At 42.4% G+C, this 16134-nt stretch carries 13 protein-coding genes and 1 riboswitch; of the genes, 7 read left to right on the forward strand and 6 right to left on the reverse strand.

The window, feature by feature from the left end; genetic code table 11:
* Window positions 1–6 precede the first annotated feature (6 nt).
* Window positions 7–1125 carry an FAD-dependent monooxygenase gene (locus ABDD95_RS01075; RefSeq protein WP_345950053.1) on the forward strand — a complete coding sequence of 373 codons (1119 nt, stop codon included), beginning with the start codon at window positions 7–9 and terminating at the stop codon, window positions 1123–1125.
* 77 nt (window positions 1126–1202) lie between these two features.
* Here ABDD95_RS01075 and ABDD95_RS01080 read toward each other — a convergent pair whose 3' ends face one another.
* The 3 genes from ABDD95_RS01080 to ABDD95_RS01090 all read right to left on the reverse strand — a co-directional run bounded on the left by ABDD95_RS01080 (window position 1203) and on the right by ABDD95_RS01090 (window position 5536).
* On the reverse strand, window positions 1203–2312 hold the full coding sequence (locus ABDD95_RS01080; RefSeq protein ID WP_345950054.1) for an acyl-CoA dehydrogenase: 1110 nt from the start codon (window positions 2310–2312) through the stop codon (window positions 1203–1205).
* Window position 2313: 1 nt separating this feature from the next.
* A complete protein-coding gene (gene pnuC, locus ABDD95_RS01085) occupies window positions 2314–2931 on the reverse strand; it encodes a nicotinamide riboside transporter PnuC (protein WP_345950055.1) in 618 nt (205 codons plus the stop codon).
* Window positions 2932–3010: 79 nt separating this feature from the next.
* The gene (locus ABDD95_RS01090) at window positions 3011–5536 is read right to left on the reverse strand and encodes a TonB-dependent receptor (protein ID WP_345950056.1); all 2526 of its coding nucleotides are present in this window, start codon (window positions 5534–5536) and stop codon (window positions 3011–3013) included.
* Between the two features lie 64 nt (window positions 5537–5600).
* A riboswitch (TPP riboswitch) is annotated at window positions 5601–5797 on the reverse strand.
* A 158-nt stretch (window positions 5798–5955) separates the two neighbouring features.
* Between ABDD95_RS01090 and ABDD95_RS01095 the strand changes: the two genes are divergently transcribed.
* Entirely contained in the window at window positions 5956–7122 is a 1167-nt protein-coding gene (locus ABDD95_RS01095) for an acyltransferase (protein WP_345950057.1), read from the forward strand.
* A 48-nt stretch (window positions 7123–7170) separates the two neighbouring features.
* Here the strand turns inward: ABDD95_RS01095 and ABDD95_RS01100 are convergent, their stop codons facing one another.
* Together ABDD95_RS01100 and ABDD95_RS01105 are read right to left on the reverse strand one after the other, a co-directional pair.
* Window positions 7171–8154 (reverse strand): pyruvate dehydrogenase complex E1 component subunit beta, encoded by a 984-nt coding sequence (locus ABDD95_RS01100; RefSeq protein WP_345950058.1) that lies wholly within the window; start codon window positions 8152–8154, stop codon window positions 7171–7173.
* Between the two features lie 234 nt (window positions 8155–8388).
* Window positions 8389–10038 (reverse strand): S8 family serine peptidase, encoded by a 1650-nt coding sequence (locus ABDD95_RS01105; protein WP_345950059.1) that lies wholly within the window; start codon window positions 10036–10038, stop codon window positions 8389–8391.
* Between the two features lie 400 nt (window positions 10039–10438).
* Here ABDD95_RS01105 and ABDD95_RS01110 point away from each other — a divergent pair, with 400 nt between their 5' ends.
* Together ABDD95_RS01110 and ABDD95_RS01115 are read left to right on the forward strand one after the other, a co-directional pair.
* Window positions 10439–11842, forward strand: coding sequence for a tetratricopeptide repeat protein (locus tag ABDD95_RS01110; RefSeq protein WP_345950060.1), 1404 nt, complete (start codon window positions 10439–10441; stop codon window positions 11840–11842).
* 156 nt (window positions 11843–11998) lie between these two features.
* Window positions 11999–12595: an FMN-dependent NADH-azoreductase gene (locus ABDD95_RS01115; protein ID WP_345950061.1), complete on the forward strand. Its 597-nt coding sequence runs from the start codon at window positions 11999–12001 to the stop codon at window positions 12593–12595.
* A gap of 75 nt (window positions 12596–12670) precedes the next feature.
* Here the strand turns inward: ABDD95_RS01115 and ABDD95_RS01120 are convergent, their stop codons facing one another.
* Complete coding sequence (locus ABDD95_RS01120; protein WP_345950062.1) at window positions 12671–13732, reverse strand: AI-2E family transporter; 1062 nt, start codon at window positions 13730–13732, stop codon at window positions 12671–12673.
* Window positions 13733–13919: 187 nt separating this feature from the next.
* Here ABDD95_RS01120 and ABDD95_RS01125 point away from each other — a divergent pair, with 187 nt between their 5' ends.
* The 3 genes from ABDD95_RS01125 to gldD are packed head-to-tail and all read left to right on the forward strand — an operon-like array spanning window position 13920 to window position 16117.
* On the forward strand, window positions 13920–14681 hold the full coding sequence (locus ABDD95_RS01125; RefSeq protein ID WP_345950063.1) for a phosphosulfolactate synthase: 762 nt from the start codon (window positions 13920–13922) through the stop codon (window positions 14679–14681).
* A gap of 60 nt (window positions 14682–14741) precedes the next feature.
* Window positions 14742–15530: a shikimate dehydrogenase gene (gene aroE, locus ABDD95_RS01130; protein WP_345950064.1), complete on the forward strand. Its 789-nt coding sequence runs from the start codon at window positions 14742–14744 to the stop codon at window positions 15528–15530.
* Complete coding sequence (gene gldD, locus ABDD95_RS01135; RefSeq protein ID WP_345950065.1) at window positions 15515–16117, forward strand: gliding motility lipoprotein GldD; 603 nt, start codon at window positions 15515–15517, stop codon at window positions 16115–16117. The genes aroE and gldD overlap by 16 nt, the downstream gene beginning before the upstream one ends.
* Window positions 16118–16134 lie beyond the last annotated feature (17 nt).

The following is a 16134-nucleotide window of genomic DNA, read 5'->3' on the forward strand; positions in this document are numbered from 1 at the left end:
TATAAAATGAAATCATTAAAAGAAAAAAGAGTACTGATATCGGGTGCAAGCTTTGCCGGACTTTCAACCGCTTTTTGGATGAACAAATTAGGTTACCATGTAACTATTGTTGAAGTTGGAAACGGGCTTAAGAAAGGCGGCACCCCGGTAAACGTTCGTGGAAATACCGTTGACATTGTGAAACGCATGGGCCTTTTTGACCGGATAAAAGCCAACCGGTTAAACTTGGAAACATGGGAGTTTAAAAATGCAGACGATGTTACGGAAGGTGCCATGTTGCTCAGGCAAGAGGGGGAGCCACTGCCAGACGATGACTTTGAGATAGAACGGGATGAATTACTAAACATGATATTTGATGCGGTGAAAGATGAAGTTGACTTTATTTTCAACAACCGTATCACCGGGCTGAGTGAAACCGGAGACGAAATACACGTTACGTTCAAAGATGGTTTGCAAAGCCAGTTTGATTTGCTGTTTGGCTGCGATGGCATTCATTCTGCTGTAAGAAACATCTGGTTCGGCCCCGAAAGTGAATACATGCATTTCTTGGGGCAGTATTTTTCTATCACTATCGTTAATAAACTGCTCATCAAACAAAATACCGCACAAATATACAACGTGCCTAACAAAGCAGTAATGCTGAATGCTTATAACAGCAAGACCGATATTATTCTTTGTTTCCGTTCAGAAAAAGAGATTCCTTATGATTATCGTAACGAAGAGCAACAGCGGCACATTATTTTGGAACACTTTGCAGGAGCTGGCTGGAGGACCGCAGAATTATTGGAAGAAGTAAAGCAATCAAGAACATTTTACTTTGATAAACTCTGTCAAATAAAAATGCCATCGTGGACAAAAGGCAGGGTAGCCCTGGTAGGCGATGCAGGCTATTGCGCTTCACCAGCTGCAGGAATGGGAGGATCGTTAGCTATAGATGGAGCTGCAGCATTAGCTGAGGCCTTTCAAAAGCACAAAGGAGATTTCGAATCTGCATTTCAGGAGTACAACAAAAGCTTCCGTCCATTTATAGAAGAAGTTCAGGCCGAGGCGGTAAGAGTTGGGTTAGAGTCTCTTGTTCCTGAAACGGAAGAAGCCATCCGTAAAAGAAATTTGCAAGGCTTTTAGCATTTTTGAACTTTAGCACATTAGTTCATCCAAGGTAAAGCACTGTAATCTGCCCTAAGCCATCGTAAATGGCAATACTACTCCATAAATGTTAATAGCGCATGCTGGCTGGCCGTATGCAGGTCACGCCATACCTGGTTTATTTCCGTATCGGGCGAAGCAGCTTGCAAGCCGCAAAAAGGATACAACTCATCTACACCCTCGCGGGCTATGCGGGCTAATAAGCGGCTTGTGGTGCTTACCGGCTTTAAGTATTCGGATGTTAAATGGTTATTTAAGCCGGCTTGCCATGAGGCATCAACGGCCTCATAAAACTGGTTACGTATGCCTTGCAGGTTTTCTTTAATATTGTGCAGGGTTTTCATTAGCGTTACCCGGTTCTCATCGCTCATGCGGCGCGACTCCTCAATCTTTCGCTCAAATATGGAACCGCACAAGTCCACAAAGTGCATAGCCACACCCGCAATATTGGCGGCCAGCGTGGCCTCGGCCAACTGCATAAAGGGATAGCGGTATAACGATGTGTCAATTACCGCTGCAACGGCATCAATCTTAAAGCAGCGGTTTGCCGGAGCATAAGCGTTCTGCATAGTAAAGGCGTGGCTTCCTGTGCCCATCATGCCTATGTATTTCCAGGCGGCAACCTGTGTGGCTGTATTGCTGTCTATCACAAAAGGCAATACCAGCTGGTCGCCGTCTTCGTTCAATACACTATTGCCATTCTCATCCTGAATAAGGCAATTGGCCGTAAAATGCGTAGCATGCTTAACCCCGCTCGCGTATTTCCAATGCCCATTAAGCAAATAACCGTCAGCTGTTTTTGTAGCTGTGCCTGTTGAAGCACCACTGCCGGCCAGGCAAACTTTCGGATCAGCAAAAATTTCAGACGCAGCTTCGGGATTTATGAAGCCGCCAAACCATCCTGCTCCTGCACATAGGGTAACTACCCAGCCCAAACTGCCATCAGCCCAGCTAAGAGCCTCCTCAAGCCGTATCAGCTCAGGCAATGGTAACTCCAGGCCGCCGTATGCTTTTGGCACTAAAAGCTTAAACCATTGTTGTTGGTAAACTATGTCCAGTTGTTCGGGTTGCAGCATACCAGCCTCTTCGGCCGCAAAGGCATATTGCCGAATTGCCTTTACCCAGTGGGGTTGCAGTAATAAAGACGGATGGGGTTCGGTGTTCATATCAGGCAGTAGCGGTAGCTCGGTGTTGGTTATATATTTTACGCCAGTCGAAAAAGCCGAATATGGCTATCACAAATAAAAAGATTGTTAGAGCAGCAAAGAGGGCCAAGTTTTTATGAAACAGGAGGGGTACGGCAAATAAATTAGATACATTGAGCACCACCCAGTTCTCAATGCGCCGGCGGGCCAGTAACCAAGTGCCCGCCCATGCTGTTGAAGATACCCAGGCATCCCAAACAGGTACGGTTGAAGATGTATAATGGTGCAGCAGCAAGTAAATTATGCCCCACCCTGCAAACGCTATAATCAGGGTAATTACCCATTCCTGGCGTGTTGCCCAGGCAACCTGCACTGGCGGTTCATTTGAACGCCGCACCCATACATACCACCCATAAATACTCATAATTACGTAATAGGCGCCCAAGGCCGATTCCGCATATAGGCCTACTTTGAGTAGTAAGGATATGGTAATGGCAGAGCCGCCTATACCCGCAGGATAAAGCCATACACTGTTCTTGCGGGCAAGTAACACTTCGGCAACCCCCAGTAGTACAGCAAACCACTCTAATAAGGTGGTTTGCTGCATTTGGGTGGTGAAAAGGTCAATCCAGTTTTGCATTTGGCTTATTCAAAATTTCTATAGAAGGCTTATTTTATCTTGTTGTATGTATTTTATCCCCTACAAAAAAGGGATAGTGTTAAAACTTTAAATTAACAGCTGCCAAAAAGTTAATAGGGGCTTGAGGATAAAAATAATTTCCGTTCACTAAGTTAAAGCCTTGTAAGGTTCCGTTTACCGGACCAGCACCTATCAGATTTGGATAGGTTGCTCCATTGGATTCATATTTGGTGCTGAACACGTTATTTACCAACAGTGTAACTCCTATATTCTTAATGCCTTTAATATTGAAATTATAGTTTAGTCGCACATCGTTTACAAAATAACCGTTCAAATAGCGGTTACGTGCATAAGGGTTGCTCAGAGCATCATCTGTAAGGGGGTATCCTGGTGGATTAATGTTTGAAGTGTTGTCCAAATATTGGCGACTTACATACTTACTCAATAAAGCAATACTACCACCTTTTACAGGCGAAAAGCTGATCTCGCTGCCAGCAATAACAGAAGGCGAAAAAGCAAGGTCTGTTTTATCAAAATTTTGAGTAACAGACAGCTTTGTAGGTGTATAATCTTCATAAAGACCATCTAATACACGTACGTAATTTTTTACTTTATTTGTGCTTAAAGTTAAATTAGCGGCCCAGCTTAGCTGAGGTAGAATAGCAACCCTGCCATCCAACTCAACACCTGCGCGGTAGCTATCTGCAATGTTACTACGTATAGCTGCACCCACGTCATTTAAGGCGCCGGTTAATATGAGCTGATTTTTATACAGCATATAAAAACCGTTTATACCTACATTGTAATTTGAGCCGCGTGTACGGTATCCTGCTTCAAAATCCTTAAGGTTTTCAGATTTAGGGCGGCTTTGCGGTGTGGAGTTGGTAAAGTCATCGCGGTTTGGCTCGTGATTGCCTACAGCCAGTGAAGCGTATATATTGCTGCGGTCATTAATATTATAAGTAACGCCAACCTTGGGGTTATAAAAGTTCATGGTGGCGTTTTGCTGCACGTTATTCAGGTTGCGATCAAAGCCCAGGAACGAATAATAAATACGGCGGTATTGCATATCGCCATACAATAAGAATTTACCTATATTAAATTCACCACGCGCAAAGATATTAAAGTCAGTTTTCTTGGCATCGTCCCGGTAATACTCGTAGTTAGGTATAATGCCGGCACTCTGTTTTGTGTAAATAATATTACCAAAGTGTGCACCTTTATATTCATTATAAGCGCCTCCTAAAATTAAGTTGGTATTGTTTTGCGGATGGTATTTCAAAGAATAAGTTAATCCGTAAAAGTCGTTATCCAGCCATAAGCGTCGTGCCAGGTCAGTGTATCTCAGTGTAGTGCCGGGGTTAGTTTGTGTAGCACCAATCACAACAGGTGTTAAACCATAGTCCTTCACATCTGCATCTTCTTTAAACTCTTCGTAATAACCGGCGCCTTTAGTATAATGGAGCGCACCACTAAAAGACAGTTTACTATTCAACTGCTTATCGTATAATAATTGATAGTGGTTTTGTTGGTAATTGTCTGTTTGGTTAGGGTAACGGTCGCCGTTGGGCATAATCCCCAATTCATTGAAACGGCGGTTATCAGGTATAGTATTGTCGCCAATTACATAATCGGGCACACCGTACCAAGCCTGGTAAGTACGCTCGCGGCCAGCAAATACATTAGCACGTAATGTGCTGTTTTTGCCATACCATGCACCGCTTAAATAAAAGGAGCGCAGGTTAGACGAAGCCATGTCAATATAGCCATCTGATGCAATGCGTGAAAGGCGGCCATCCAGGCTAAAGTGCCCATTCAATAAGCCCGAGCCTACCATCACCGTGTTTTTTACTGTACCATAAGAACCTGCCGAGGTGTTGATTTCGGCATAAGCGCTATCGCGGCGGGTGGTGGTTTGGATATTTAAACTGGCACCAAATGCACTGGCACCGTTGGTTGAAGTGCCAACGCCTCGCTGTATCTGTATGTTATCAACTGATGAGGCAAAGTCAGGTAAATTTATAAAAAAACTGCCCTGGCTTTCGGCATCATTAAGTGGAATGCCGTTTACGGTTACGTTGATGCGCGTACCGTCCGATCCGCGTACACGGATACCGGTATAGCCCACGCCTGCACCGGCATCAGAGGTAGTAACTACCGATGGCGTTTGGTTAAGCAGGTAAGGCAAATCCTGACCGAGGTTGTTTTTTTCGATATCCTGCTTGCGCAAATTGGTAAACGCTGTTGGCGATTTAGCCGATGCGCGTGTTGCACTTACGGTTACCTCTTCGGCCGTAAAGGTGCTGGTGCTAAGGCTTACATCAATTACCGTGTTACGATTAACGTTAAATGATTTACTGGCTTGTTGGTAACCTACATAATTTACCTTAAGTACGTAACTGCCGGCTTTTAAGTTGGTAAACCGGTACTCGCCGCCCGTTTGGCTTACCGTATTAGGTGCATTTTGCAAGCTTTGTAGTACAAGTGTAGCGCCGGGTAAAGGCTGGCCGGTACGCTCATCCGTAATTTTTCCGGATACAGAGAATTGGGCCGCAGCCACAAACGGCAACAGCAGGGCAATAAGTGCCGAAAAGAAATTTTTCAAGTTTTTAATAAATAAATTGCGTTAAACCATCTGCCCGCTAAGGGTGTAAATTGCGTACAGTACACTTAACTATTTTACCTCTCCCTACGCCGGCATTATCCGGATCAGGTGCAGGAGTGAGTTGGAAGTTGAAGGTTTAAACATTGAAGCATTGCTACACTTACAATTCGGAACCTATACCACACAACTATCTCCATGGGTATGATCTCAGCCTGTCTTTCAGTTTTGATTGCTCAAAGCAAGGCACCCCTTAAGAATTATGAAGCAAATATAGACTTTGGTTTTGAATATTGCTTGTTTGTTATTGATTTTTTAAGAATATGAAAAGGTTGGTGATTGTATATCGAAACGGTATATCAACTTATTAAAACATTTATGAGGAATTGATATTAGCTAAGTATTATAAATATCGCCATAACTTGATACAGCAAAATATTCCGTCTGGTAAATTAAAATATCTATTCTCTGAGGTGCAAAGCTTGCCCTCAATCTTAAATCAGCGCTATATCCCATCGCTTGATGGCTTAAGGGCTATATCAATCATATTAGTGATATTAAGTCATTTACCTTACCCTGTGTTTGAAAAATATAGTATAGGGTTGTATGGCGTAAACGTATTTTTCATCATAAGCGGGTTCCTAATTACCACGCTATTGCTGAAAGAAAAGGCAGTGCATGGCAAAGTATCACTCCGAAGGTTTTATATACGCAGGTTTTTAAGAATATTACCCGTAGCGTATTTATTTATACTGGTTTTAATATTTCTTAATCGGGCTTTTAACATGCACCTGGCAGCTGCCGATTTTTTAAGGCCTTTCTTTTTTGTAGAAAATTTTGGTGATCATTCAAGCTTTACTCCTGCAGGCCATTACTGGAGCCTCAGTGTAGAAGAGCAATTTTATTTGATGTTCCCTTTCATTTTAAACAGGAGTTTGAAGTTATATATTATAAGAGGCTTGGTTGTTATTGGGATGACACCCGCCATTGTGTATGTTTACTTTCACTGGCATCCGGAATCGGTTTGGTTAAGTGCGCCGCTGTACGTCGTTTATCACTTGCTGGGCCACGGGATAAGCACCATATTGATTGGAAGTTTATTATCGGTAGCTGTAGCAAAATATCCGCAGTACTTTACGTTTAAATTTAAATTTATTGAAGCAACACAAATAGCATTAATTGTGCTTAGCTGGATTTTTTTCCGTGTTAAGTTGCTATTGCCTATCAGCTTAACGGCAGTGTGTATTGCTTTGGTGCTGGTAACTACCATTGCAGATAACAATAGTAGAATTAACAGGTTGCTGAATCTAAAAGGCATTAAGTATATCGGCACCCTATCATTCAGCCTTTATATATGGCAGCAAATATTTACAAAGCAACAGCCATGGGGTAACGCATTTCCGTTTAGCAATTCGGTTGCTTTAAACTTGTTTTTCTTAACCATTACAGCTGTATGCTCTTACCATTTGTACGAACAACGGTTTCTAAAGCTAAAAAGCAGGTTCAATCGTTTAAGTAGCGGTACAAGCAAGAAGGACATGCACATGGAAGTTTCCAATATTCGGGAAATAGCGATACAAGGAGCATAAAAAAAGCCCCGCATTTGCGGGGCTTTCTTATATCAAATTTATAAAGGGTTACTTAGTTACGTACATAACCTCTTTTACCGCTTTAATTACGCGCTCAGGATTTGGCAGGTATTCCTGGATAAGTGTTGGTGCGTATGGCAGGGGCACGTCGCCACCCATAATGCGTAGGATAGGTGCATCAAGATAATCAAAGGCATCTTTTTGTACTTTAAACGCAATCTCAGTAGCTATTGAACCTAATGGCCAGCTTTCTTCAACCAATACTAAACGGTTAGTTTTTTTAACCGATTCAATAATAGTAGGGTAATCGATAGGGCGTACTGTACGCAAGTCTATTACCTCAGCACTGATTCCTTCTTTTTCCAACTCGGCAGCAGCAGCGTAAACCACTTTCATGATTTTGCCAAAACCTACCAAAGTTACATCAGTACCTTCTTTAGTTACGGCAGCTTTGCCTATCGGGGTGTAATAAGTTTCTTCTGGAACAGGGCCTTTATCACCGTACATTAGTTCCGATTCCATAAAGATAACCGGATCTGGATCAATAATAGCCGATTTTAATAAACCTTTGGCATCAGCCGGGTTAGACGGTACTACCACTTTTAAGCCCGGGCAGTTAGCATACCAGTTTTCAAAACACTGGCTGTGCTGTGAGCTTAACATACCAGCGTTACCAGTTGGGCCGCGGAACACGATTGGCACCGAGAACTGGCCGCCGCTCATGCTCATCATTTTAGCTGCACCATTGATGATCTGGTCAATAGCTACCAAAGAGAAGTTGAACGTCATGAATTCAACTATAGGGCGTAAGCCATTCATAGCCGAACCAATAGCTATACCGGCAAAACCCAACTCAGAGATAGGCGTATCAATAATGCGTTTAGCACCAAATTCATCAAGCATACCCTGGCTTACTTTGTAAGCGCCGTTGTATTCGGCAACTTCTTCACCCATTAGGTATATGGTTTCGTCCTTGCGCATCTCTTCGCTCATGGCTTCCCGAAGCGCTTCTCTGAACTGTATTTCTCTCATTATGTTATTAAAGATGAAAATTTTCTGGGAGCAAATATAGTTAATGGTCGTTTAAAAACAACCTGCTCAGACAAAAGATACCGCTGTAATTTAAATTTTACGATAACGTCATTTAACCGGCCTCTCCAAAGACTGGATTTTAATTATAGATCTTAAAAAAAAGGTCATCCCAAGCGTATGTCAAGGATGACCTATGGTTTTCAAACTCACCTATCAAGGTCGGTTTTTTGAACGTTACTTTTTCCTTTCGCCTTTAATTTTACCTGCCAATATTACCGCTTCGTAAGCGTTTACAACACCACCGCTTTTGCTCAAGGTAGTAAAGTCAACTTTTTCGGTTTGGCTGCCTGGTTTCAATACCATGGTTCCCGTAAGCGGTTTGGCCGATTGCAAGATGACTTGCTTTAGCTGTTTCGCGCTTAGATCGGGGTAGTACTGCAGTAACAGGGCAGCAACGCCAGCTGTAATAGGCGAGGCAAAGCTGGTTCCATCGGCGGTATTAAACTCGGCATCTTTATCAACCGAAGTTACTTTTACGCCGGGGGCAAAAACGTCAACATTCTTTTTGCCATAGTTACTAAAGCTGCCGGCAAGCGTGGCATCTTGTTTGGCTGCCGATGCACCTACGCTGATCACGTTATCCGCATCGGTACCCGAACCGTCTTCAAAAATATCATTAGGGAACTCTGGTTTTACGTCCACGTCCTGGTGGTCATTACCTGCGGCCTGCACCAATAAAACGTCATGCTCAGCTGCGTATTTAAAGGCATCATCAACCCACTTTTTGTGTGGAGATAATTTTTTGCCGAAGCTCATATTCACTACTTTGGCACCGTTGTCGACCGCGTAACGTATAGCTTTGGCAATATCCTCATCGTACTCATCGCCATTAGGTACTGCTTTAATAGCCATAATACGCACATTGTTAGCTACACCATCAATGCCATATTTGTTGCCGCGTATAGCCCCAATTAAACCTGCTACCCCGGTACCGTGAGAGGCATCATCGAATTTAAGCAAGTTGCTGCCATGTGGCTTATCATCCCAAACATTGGGATCATCTCCTACAATGCGCATACGTACTTCCAGATCGGGGTTAATATCGTTGTTCAGCTTAGTGAGGTACTCACTCAGGTCTTTCAGAACTTTTTCATTGCTGGCAGTTGGCCCTTCTTCCTGTAATACAGACGTCCACACATTTTTGCTTTGCGCAACAGTGTCATTAGTGGTTTGTATTTTACTCAGGCTTGCTGTATTGAAGCTGCCGTTAGCAGGTAACTTAAGCGCTTTTTTCACATACCCGCTGGTAATCATCAACACATTCATCATTTGTGATAGCTGTGCCGACTCGCTGGTTGATTTGGCAATGGTAGAATCGTAAGTGGCTTTAACCGTTTGCCAGTAGGCAAATTCTTTTTTGTCGCTAGCGGTTGCTTCAGTTGCAGATAAATATTTTCCTTTTAGGCGGTTGTATTCACGTACCTCTTCGGTAGTTTCGGTAAAATCACATTTACCACCGGGGCCACCCAAAAAGTTCCAGCCGTGTACGTCATCCACGTAGCCGTTGCCATCATCGTCTTTACCGTTGCCGGGTATTTCTTTGGGGTTGGTCCATAATATGCTGCGTAAATCGGTTTGCAAAGTGTCTATACCGCTGTCTATTGTGGCTACAACAACCGTCTTGCTCTTTTTGCCTTTTAAAGCCAGGTAAGCCTTGTTTAAGCTTACGCCGTAAAAGCCATCGGTTTTAAGATCGAGCAAATGCCAGTTTTTAGGCGCTTCAACTGGTTTTGGCGCAGCAGTTTGTGCGCTGGCCTGCCAGCTGCCAAGCAACAGCGCGCCGCACAAAGCGTAGCCCAATAAGTGTTTATTATAAATAGTCATATTTTTAATTTACGGGGCAATATATTACATATTGAGCCCGGTTTTCATTTGTTAACGATTATTTTATACAATAATTGCTGCCGGTATTGCAGTAAAAGCTGTACAACATTTGATGTTGTTAAAACGTTTTATATTTACACTTACTATTATAAGGGCGGGTGCTTAACTAATGCATTTGTAACAATCGTGTTGAAGTTACATTGGGTGTATTAAAAGTATTCAACAAGTGATATCTGTTATATATTCATTATCAATATTTTGAGTAGAAAGATTTCCACATGGCCTTGTTGTTGAAAACTAAATTGTCACACAATGCCTTATTATTGTAACTTAATCACAGTTATAGTACAATTAAGCCTAAATTTTGCTATAATGTCTTTATAGCTGTAAAAACGATCAGATGGAAGATGAATATGAATTTGGTTTTACAGAAGACCCTAAGTTTTCGGTAGAACGATATGAGGAGATGATCCGTAATCATGATCAGTACTTTTTTGATGCGCATGCATTTGAAAATATTATTGATTATTACATTGAAAAGAATGACCCGGTAAAAGCGCTTCAAGTAGTGGAGTATGCCCGTAACCAACACCCCTTTGCAGCCGTTTTTTTAATTAAGCAAGCCCAACTTCTGGTGGTTACCAATAAAGTGCCTGAAGCATTTGCTGCGCTTGATAAGGCCGCCCTGTTAGAAGCTTCGGACGCTGATATTTACATTATACGCGGTAACCTGTACGAGAGTATGGATCGCTATACCGAAGCGCTTGAAAATTATGAAAAGGCGCTTACCCTTGCCGAAGAAACAGACGATATACTGTTACATATAGCCTACGTACACCAAAACATGGGTGATTACGAAATGGCCATACATTACCTGAAAGAGTGTTTAAAACAGAACATGGAAAATCAGGACGCGTTGTATGAACTGGCTTTTTGTTACGATGTGATTGACAATCAGCAGGAGAGTATACAATTTTACCAGCAGTATATTGATAATGAGCCTTATAGTTACGCGGCTTGGTACAATCTAGGCAACGCTTTTACGAAATTAGGCTTGTTTGAAAAAGCAATTGACGCGTATGATTACGCCATCCTGATTAAGGATAGCTTTGCTTCGGCCTACTTTAACAAAGGCAATGCGTTGGTTAACCTCGAAAAATACGCAGAGGCTATTGAAGTATACCGTGAAACGTTCGAATACGAGCAGCCAAATGCCGATACTTATTGTGCCATTGGCGAGTGTTACGAAAAGCTGGAGCAGATGGACGAGGCCCGCTCTTTTTACAAAAAAGCAGTACGTATGGATAGCAAACTGGCCGATGCCTGGTTTGGTATTGGTGTAACGCTCGATTTTGAAGAACGTTACTTTGAGGCCTTGCATTTTTACCGTAAGGCGCTCGATCTGGATGCACTGAATGCCGACTACTGGTTTGCCATAGCCGATGCAGAATATAAGCTGGGCCACCTGCCCGAAGCCGAGAGCGCTTACGAAAAGGTAGTAGAGCTTAACCCGCTCGATGTGGATGCCTGGCTTGATTACTCATCTATTTTGTACGAGCAAGAGCGGTTAACGGATGCTATTGAAGTTATTGCCGACGCCATTAAAAATAATCCAGAGGCGGCCGAACTATACTACCGTATGGTAGCTTACCTGTTTGCCAAAGGTGATTACAACGAGGCGCTGGCTACGTTGGAACAAGCCCTTACATCAGACCCAGACAAGCATTACATATTGTTTGATTACCTGCCCCAACTGCAAAAAAACAAGGTAATACTGGATATTATTAATCGGTATACAAGATAATACCACCTACATTTATTGTAACCCGGACTATAAAGTCCGGGTTTTTTTGTGCCTTGTTATTTAGATACTATCCTAAAGGATACCGGTATCCTTTAGGATAGTAATATCTATTTGAAAGTATGGTTGCCTACGTTTGCTTAAACAAAAAAGCAAATCATGAAAATACTGCATTTAATATCAAGCCCCCGCGGTAACGCATCATTCAGCATCAAATTGGGCAACGCCATTGTAGATAAGTTGCAACAGGCAAACCCGGGAAGTAGTCTTAAAACACACAACTTAACGCAAACCCCTTTCCCGCATCTGGAAGAAGTACACATCAATTCTTTTTTCACTCCTTTAGAAGGCAGAACGCCTGAATTGGCAGAGGCTATTAAACATTCTGACGAGGCCATAGCAGAATTAAAGGATGCTGATATAATTGTAATTGGCACGCCGCTGTATAATTTTGGTATCCATTCTACACTTAAAGCGTGGATTGATCACATTGCCCGTGCAGGCGTTACATTTCGTTACAATGAAAATGGACCGGAAGGATTAGTGAAAGGTAAGAAGTTATACCTGGCTATATCTTCGGGCGGTGTATACTCTGATGGACCTTTTAAGGCATTTGACTTTACGGAACCTTATTTGAGAGCTGTGCTCGGTTTTATGGGTATGACAGATATTACCACTTACCGTGTTGAAGGCGTGAACATGCCGCATTTAAAAGAAAATGCGTTAGATAAAGCCATTCAAAGTATACAGCTTTAAACAGTATAAATACTATTAAAAAGCCTGGATGTTAATCAACGTCCAGGCTTTTTTTTATCGCAAACATTATTTTAATTAAGGCATAGCCGCTTCAACATCTTCGCGGTTATTTTCCTTGGTGTACAGCTCCTCTACCAAAACCATAATAATGGCCAACATGGGGGTAGCCAATATAATACCTAATGCTCCCGATAGTGTTCCCATCAATAACTGACTGATGATAAGAAGGGCAGGAGGAAGGTTAATCATGCGGCGCTGAATAGTAGGCGTTATTATATTGCTCTCGAGCGTTTGAATAAGAATGTACAATGCCGCAACAATTATGGCACTTTGCGTGCTATCAACCAAGCCTAACAGTACTGCAGGTACCATTGCCATAATAGGTCCAAAATTTGGTATAAAGTTTAATATACCTGCAATTACGGCCAAAGCCAGCGCCATGGGTATACCAATAATAGTTAAGCCTGTAAATGAAAGTATTGCTATAAGTACCATGGCAATCATCATTCCTTTAAGCCAGCCTTTGAGTACCAAGCTAAGGCGATTTATAATTTCTTTGGCTTTTGGCTGCCCGCCTCGGGGTACTAACCTAATTATGCCATTTTTATAAAGCGATGGACTTACCGTAAAGAATATACCCAGGAAAATAATGATGTAGATATCACCTAACACGCCAAAACTGGTTCTGAAAAAGTTTTGGGCCGTATTCATGATCTTTTGCGAGTCGTTGCCCGATACATTATCCAGCATTTTTGCGCCAAAAGGCAATTCCCTTACTTGGCTTTCCAGCTTTGCAAGTAACCGCGGGAAATCTTCGCTTAATGCATTTACCTGGTGCTGGATTTTGGTACCCATAAACCAAAACAACAACCCTATTATAGCAAAAGTGCCTATTACGGATATAAGCATGCAAATGCGTCTGTTTAAAGGTGTATAGCGTTCAATGGCATCGGCCAGGCCGTTAAAGTATACAGCTATGAGCGTACCTGCCAATACCATCAGCATTACATTGAAAGCTACCCGTATAATCAAAATTAATATAACCAATAAGGCGATAGCGCCTGCGCCCATAAAAACTCTTTTTAAAAAGAGGCTGTCGTTCTGCTTTGAGCCGGTATCATCGTTTATAAAACTCATATGCTGTGTATATGTAAGCGTATATTTTATTCAAGTGCTTTAAACATATTTTGTTTTGAATGATGTGTGGCAAAAACATAAGCCGCTAAAAGTCAAATTCTAAATGTAATGCCTTAAAATGACAGAATATTCCAATCTTTGCACCATTAGAACTTTTAGTTATAGACTATAACTTACTATCTTGGTTATGAACTACGCATTAACACAAATACCCGAACGCACCTTAAAACCACGTACCAGCGGCATGACCATGGTAATGGACAAAGGCTTGAGCCTACGGCAGGTTGAAGACTTTTTGGAAGTCTCGGGCACTTATACTGATATTGTTAAGCTTGGCTGGGCTACATCGTATGTTACGCCTAATTTAAAAGAAAAGCTTGCCCTGTACCGCCAGGCGGGTATTCCTGTATATTTTGGTGGTACGCTGTTTGAAGCTTTCATAGTGCGTAACCAGTACGATGATTACTGCCGTATGCTGGATACTTACCAATTAGAATATGCAGAGGTATCTGACGGGTCCATAACTATTGAGCACGATTTAAAGTGTGAGTACATCAGTAAACTGAGCAAGCAGGTAACTGTTATTTCTGAAGTGGGCTCTAAAGATGTGCAGAAGATATTTGCGCCGTATAAATGGATTCAGTTGATGAAGGCTGAGCTGGAAGCCGGTTCATGGAAGGTGATTGCAGAGGCTCGTGAAAGTGGTAACGTAGGTATTTATCGTGATTCGGGCGAGGTAAGGCAGGGGCTAATTGATGAGATACTTACCCAAATACCGGCCGAAACCATTATATGGGAAGCGCCACAGAAAGCGCAGCAGGTTTGGTTTATTAAACTGGTGGGCAGTAATGTAAACCTGGGTAATATTGCTCCGGCCGATATGATACCACTGGAAACCTTGCGGTTAGGGTTGCGCAGTGATACTTTCGACCATTTTTTAAATCAATAAGCGCTGTTGCCTGTTACAAAATAAAAGAGCACCTTACGGCAAATTACTGATAACGCTTACATGAAACAATACGGGTTAATTGGCTATCCGCTTACACACTCATTTTCAAAAAAATATTTTTCTGAAAAATTTGAGCGGGAAAAGATCGAAGATCATAAATATGATCTGTACGAACTAAGTAACCTGAGCGATTTTCCGGAATTATTACGTGCAAACCCAGATTTGTGCGGCTTGAATGTAACTGTTCCGCATAAAATTGGTGTGATGTTTTACCTGGATTGGGTTGAACCGGAAGCCAAAGAAGTGGATGCAGTAAATTGTATACGCATAACCTCCGAAAGTCCAATAACCGCAGTGTTTTCGGGAGAGGTGGGTATTAAAGATCATGAGTTTAGACTTGAAGGTTTTAACACGGATGTTTACGGATTTGAAACGTCGCTAAAGCCGCTGCTTAGGCCGCATCATACACAGGCTTTAATTTTAGGCACAGGTGGTGCTTCAAGGGCAGTTAAACATGTACTTGGCAAGCTTAATATTTACTCTACCTATGTATCGCGCGAAAGCGATGCCGGCCGTATCCTTTACGAAGATTTAACCGCAGAGCATATTGCCAACCATAAGCTTATTATTAACACTACGCCGCTGGGCATGTCACCTAATGTTGATCGCTGCCCTGACATTCCTTATGAGCACCTTACCAGCGATCATCTCTTGTATGATTTGATTTATAACCCTGAAGAAACGCTGTTTTTGCAGAAAGGGCGTGAAAAAGGAGCTGCCACTAAGAACGGATACGACATGTTGCTGTTACAAGCCGAAAAGTCATGGGAAATATGGAATGCAAAATAAAAGCTTCGTTAAAGCTACTTAGCTTGCTTGCGGGCATACTGTTATGCCTGCCGGCTTGTGAAAGCACGCCCGACTATTCGCCAAAGCCACGCGGCTACTATCGTATTTATTTTCCGCAGCGGGCATATAAAGAATATAGGTCTGGCTGTGCCTATACATTTACCTACCCCACTTACGCTGTTATTGAAGCAGATAAAACACCAGGAGCAAAGCCTTGCTGGATAAACCTCCAGCTCCCGCAATTTAAAGGAACCCTGCATTTAAGTTACCAACCCATTACCTCCAAAAAAGTATTTAATGAGCTGATAGAGGATGCACACACCTTTGCATTTAAGCACACGGTGAAAGCCACTTCTATTGATGAAGGTATTATTCGCTACCCTGATCGTAAGGTATATGGCATCTATTATACTATAGATGGTAACGCGGCCTCCTTGGCCCAGTTTTTTTTAACCGACAGTACACAGCATTACCTGCGCGGAGCGCTTTACTTTAACACCGCTCCTAAGCTTGATTCCATACAGCCAGTGCTCAATTTTGTAAAGAAGGACATGGCCGTGCTCATTAAAAGCTTTAAATGGAAGTAGTTTCCCATTTAGTGGGA

It is taken from the genome of Mucilaginibacter sp. PAMB04274, assembly GCF_039634385.2.
In the GTDB taxonomy this organism is placed as follows: domain Bacteria; phylum Bacteroidota; class Bacteroidia; order Sphingobacteriales; family Sphingobacteriaceae; genus Mucilaginibacter.

Coding starts and splice junctions, on each gene's coding strand:
- ABDD95_RS01075 (WP_345950053.1), top strand. CDS start 7: ATGAAATCATTAAAAGAAAAAAGAGTACTGATATCGGGTGCAAGCTTT.
- ABDD95_RS01080 (WP_345950054.1), bottom strand. CDS start 2,312: ATGAACACCGAACCCCATCCGTCTTTATTACTGCAACCCCACTGGGTA.
- pnuC (WP_345950055.1), bottom strand. CDS start 2,931: ATGCAAAACTGGATTGACCTTTTCACCACCCAAATGCAGCAAACCACC.
- ABDD95_RS01100 (WP_345950058.1), bottom strand. CDS start 8,154: ATGAGAGAAATACAGTTCAGAGAAGCGCTTCGGGAAGCCATGAGCGAA.
- ABDD95_RS01105 (WP_345950059.1), bottom strand. CDS start 10,038: ATGACTATTTATAATAAACACTTATTGGGCTACGCTTTGTGCGGCGCG.
- ABDD95_RS01110 (WP_345950060.1), top strand. CDS start 10,439: ATGGAAGATGAATATGAATTTGGTTTTACAGAAGACCCTAAGTTTTCG.
- ABDD95_RS01115 (WP_345950061.1), top strand. CDS start 11,999: ATGAAAATACTGCATTTAATATCAAGCCCCCGCGGTAACGCATCATTC.
- ABDD95_RS01120 (WP_345950062.1), bottom strand. CDS start 13,732: ATGAGTTTTATAAACGATGATACCGGCTCAAAGCAGAACGACAGCCTC.
- ABDD95_RS01125 (WP_345950063.1), top strand. CDS start 13,920: ATGAACTACGCATTAACACAAATACCCGAACGCACCTTAAAACCACGT.
- aroE (WP_345950064.1), top strand. CDS start 14,742: ATGAAACAATACGGGTTAATTGGCTATCCGCTTACACACTCATTTTCA.
- gldD (WP_345950065.1), top strand. CDS start 15,515: ATGGAATGCAAAATAAAAGCTTCGTTAAAGCTACTTAGCTTGCTTGCG.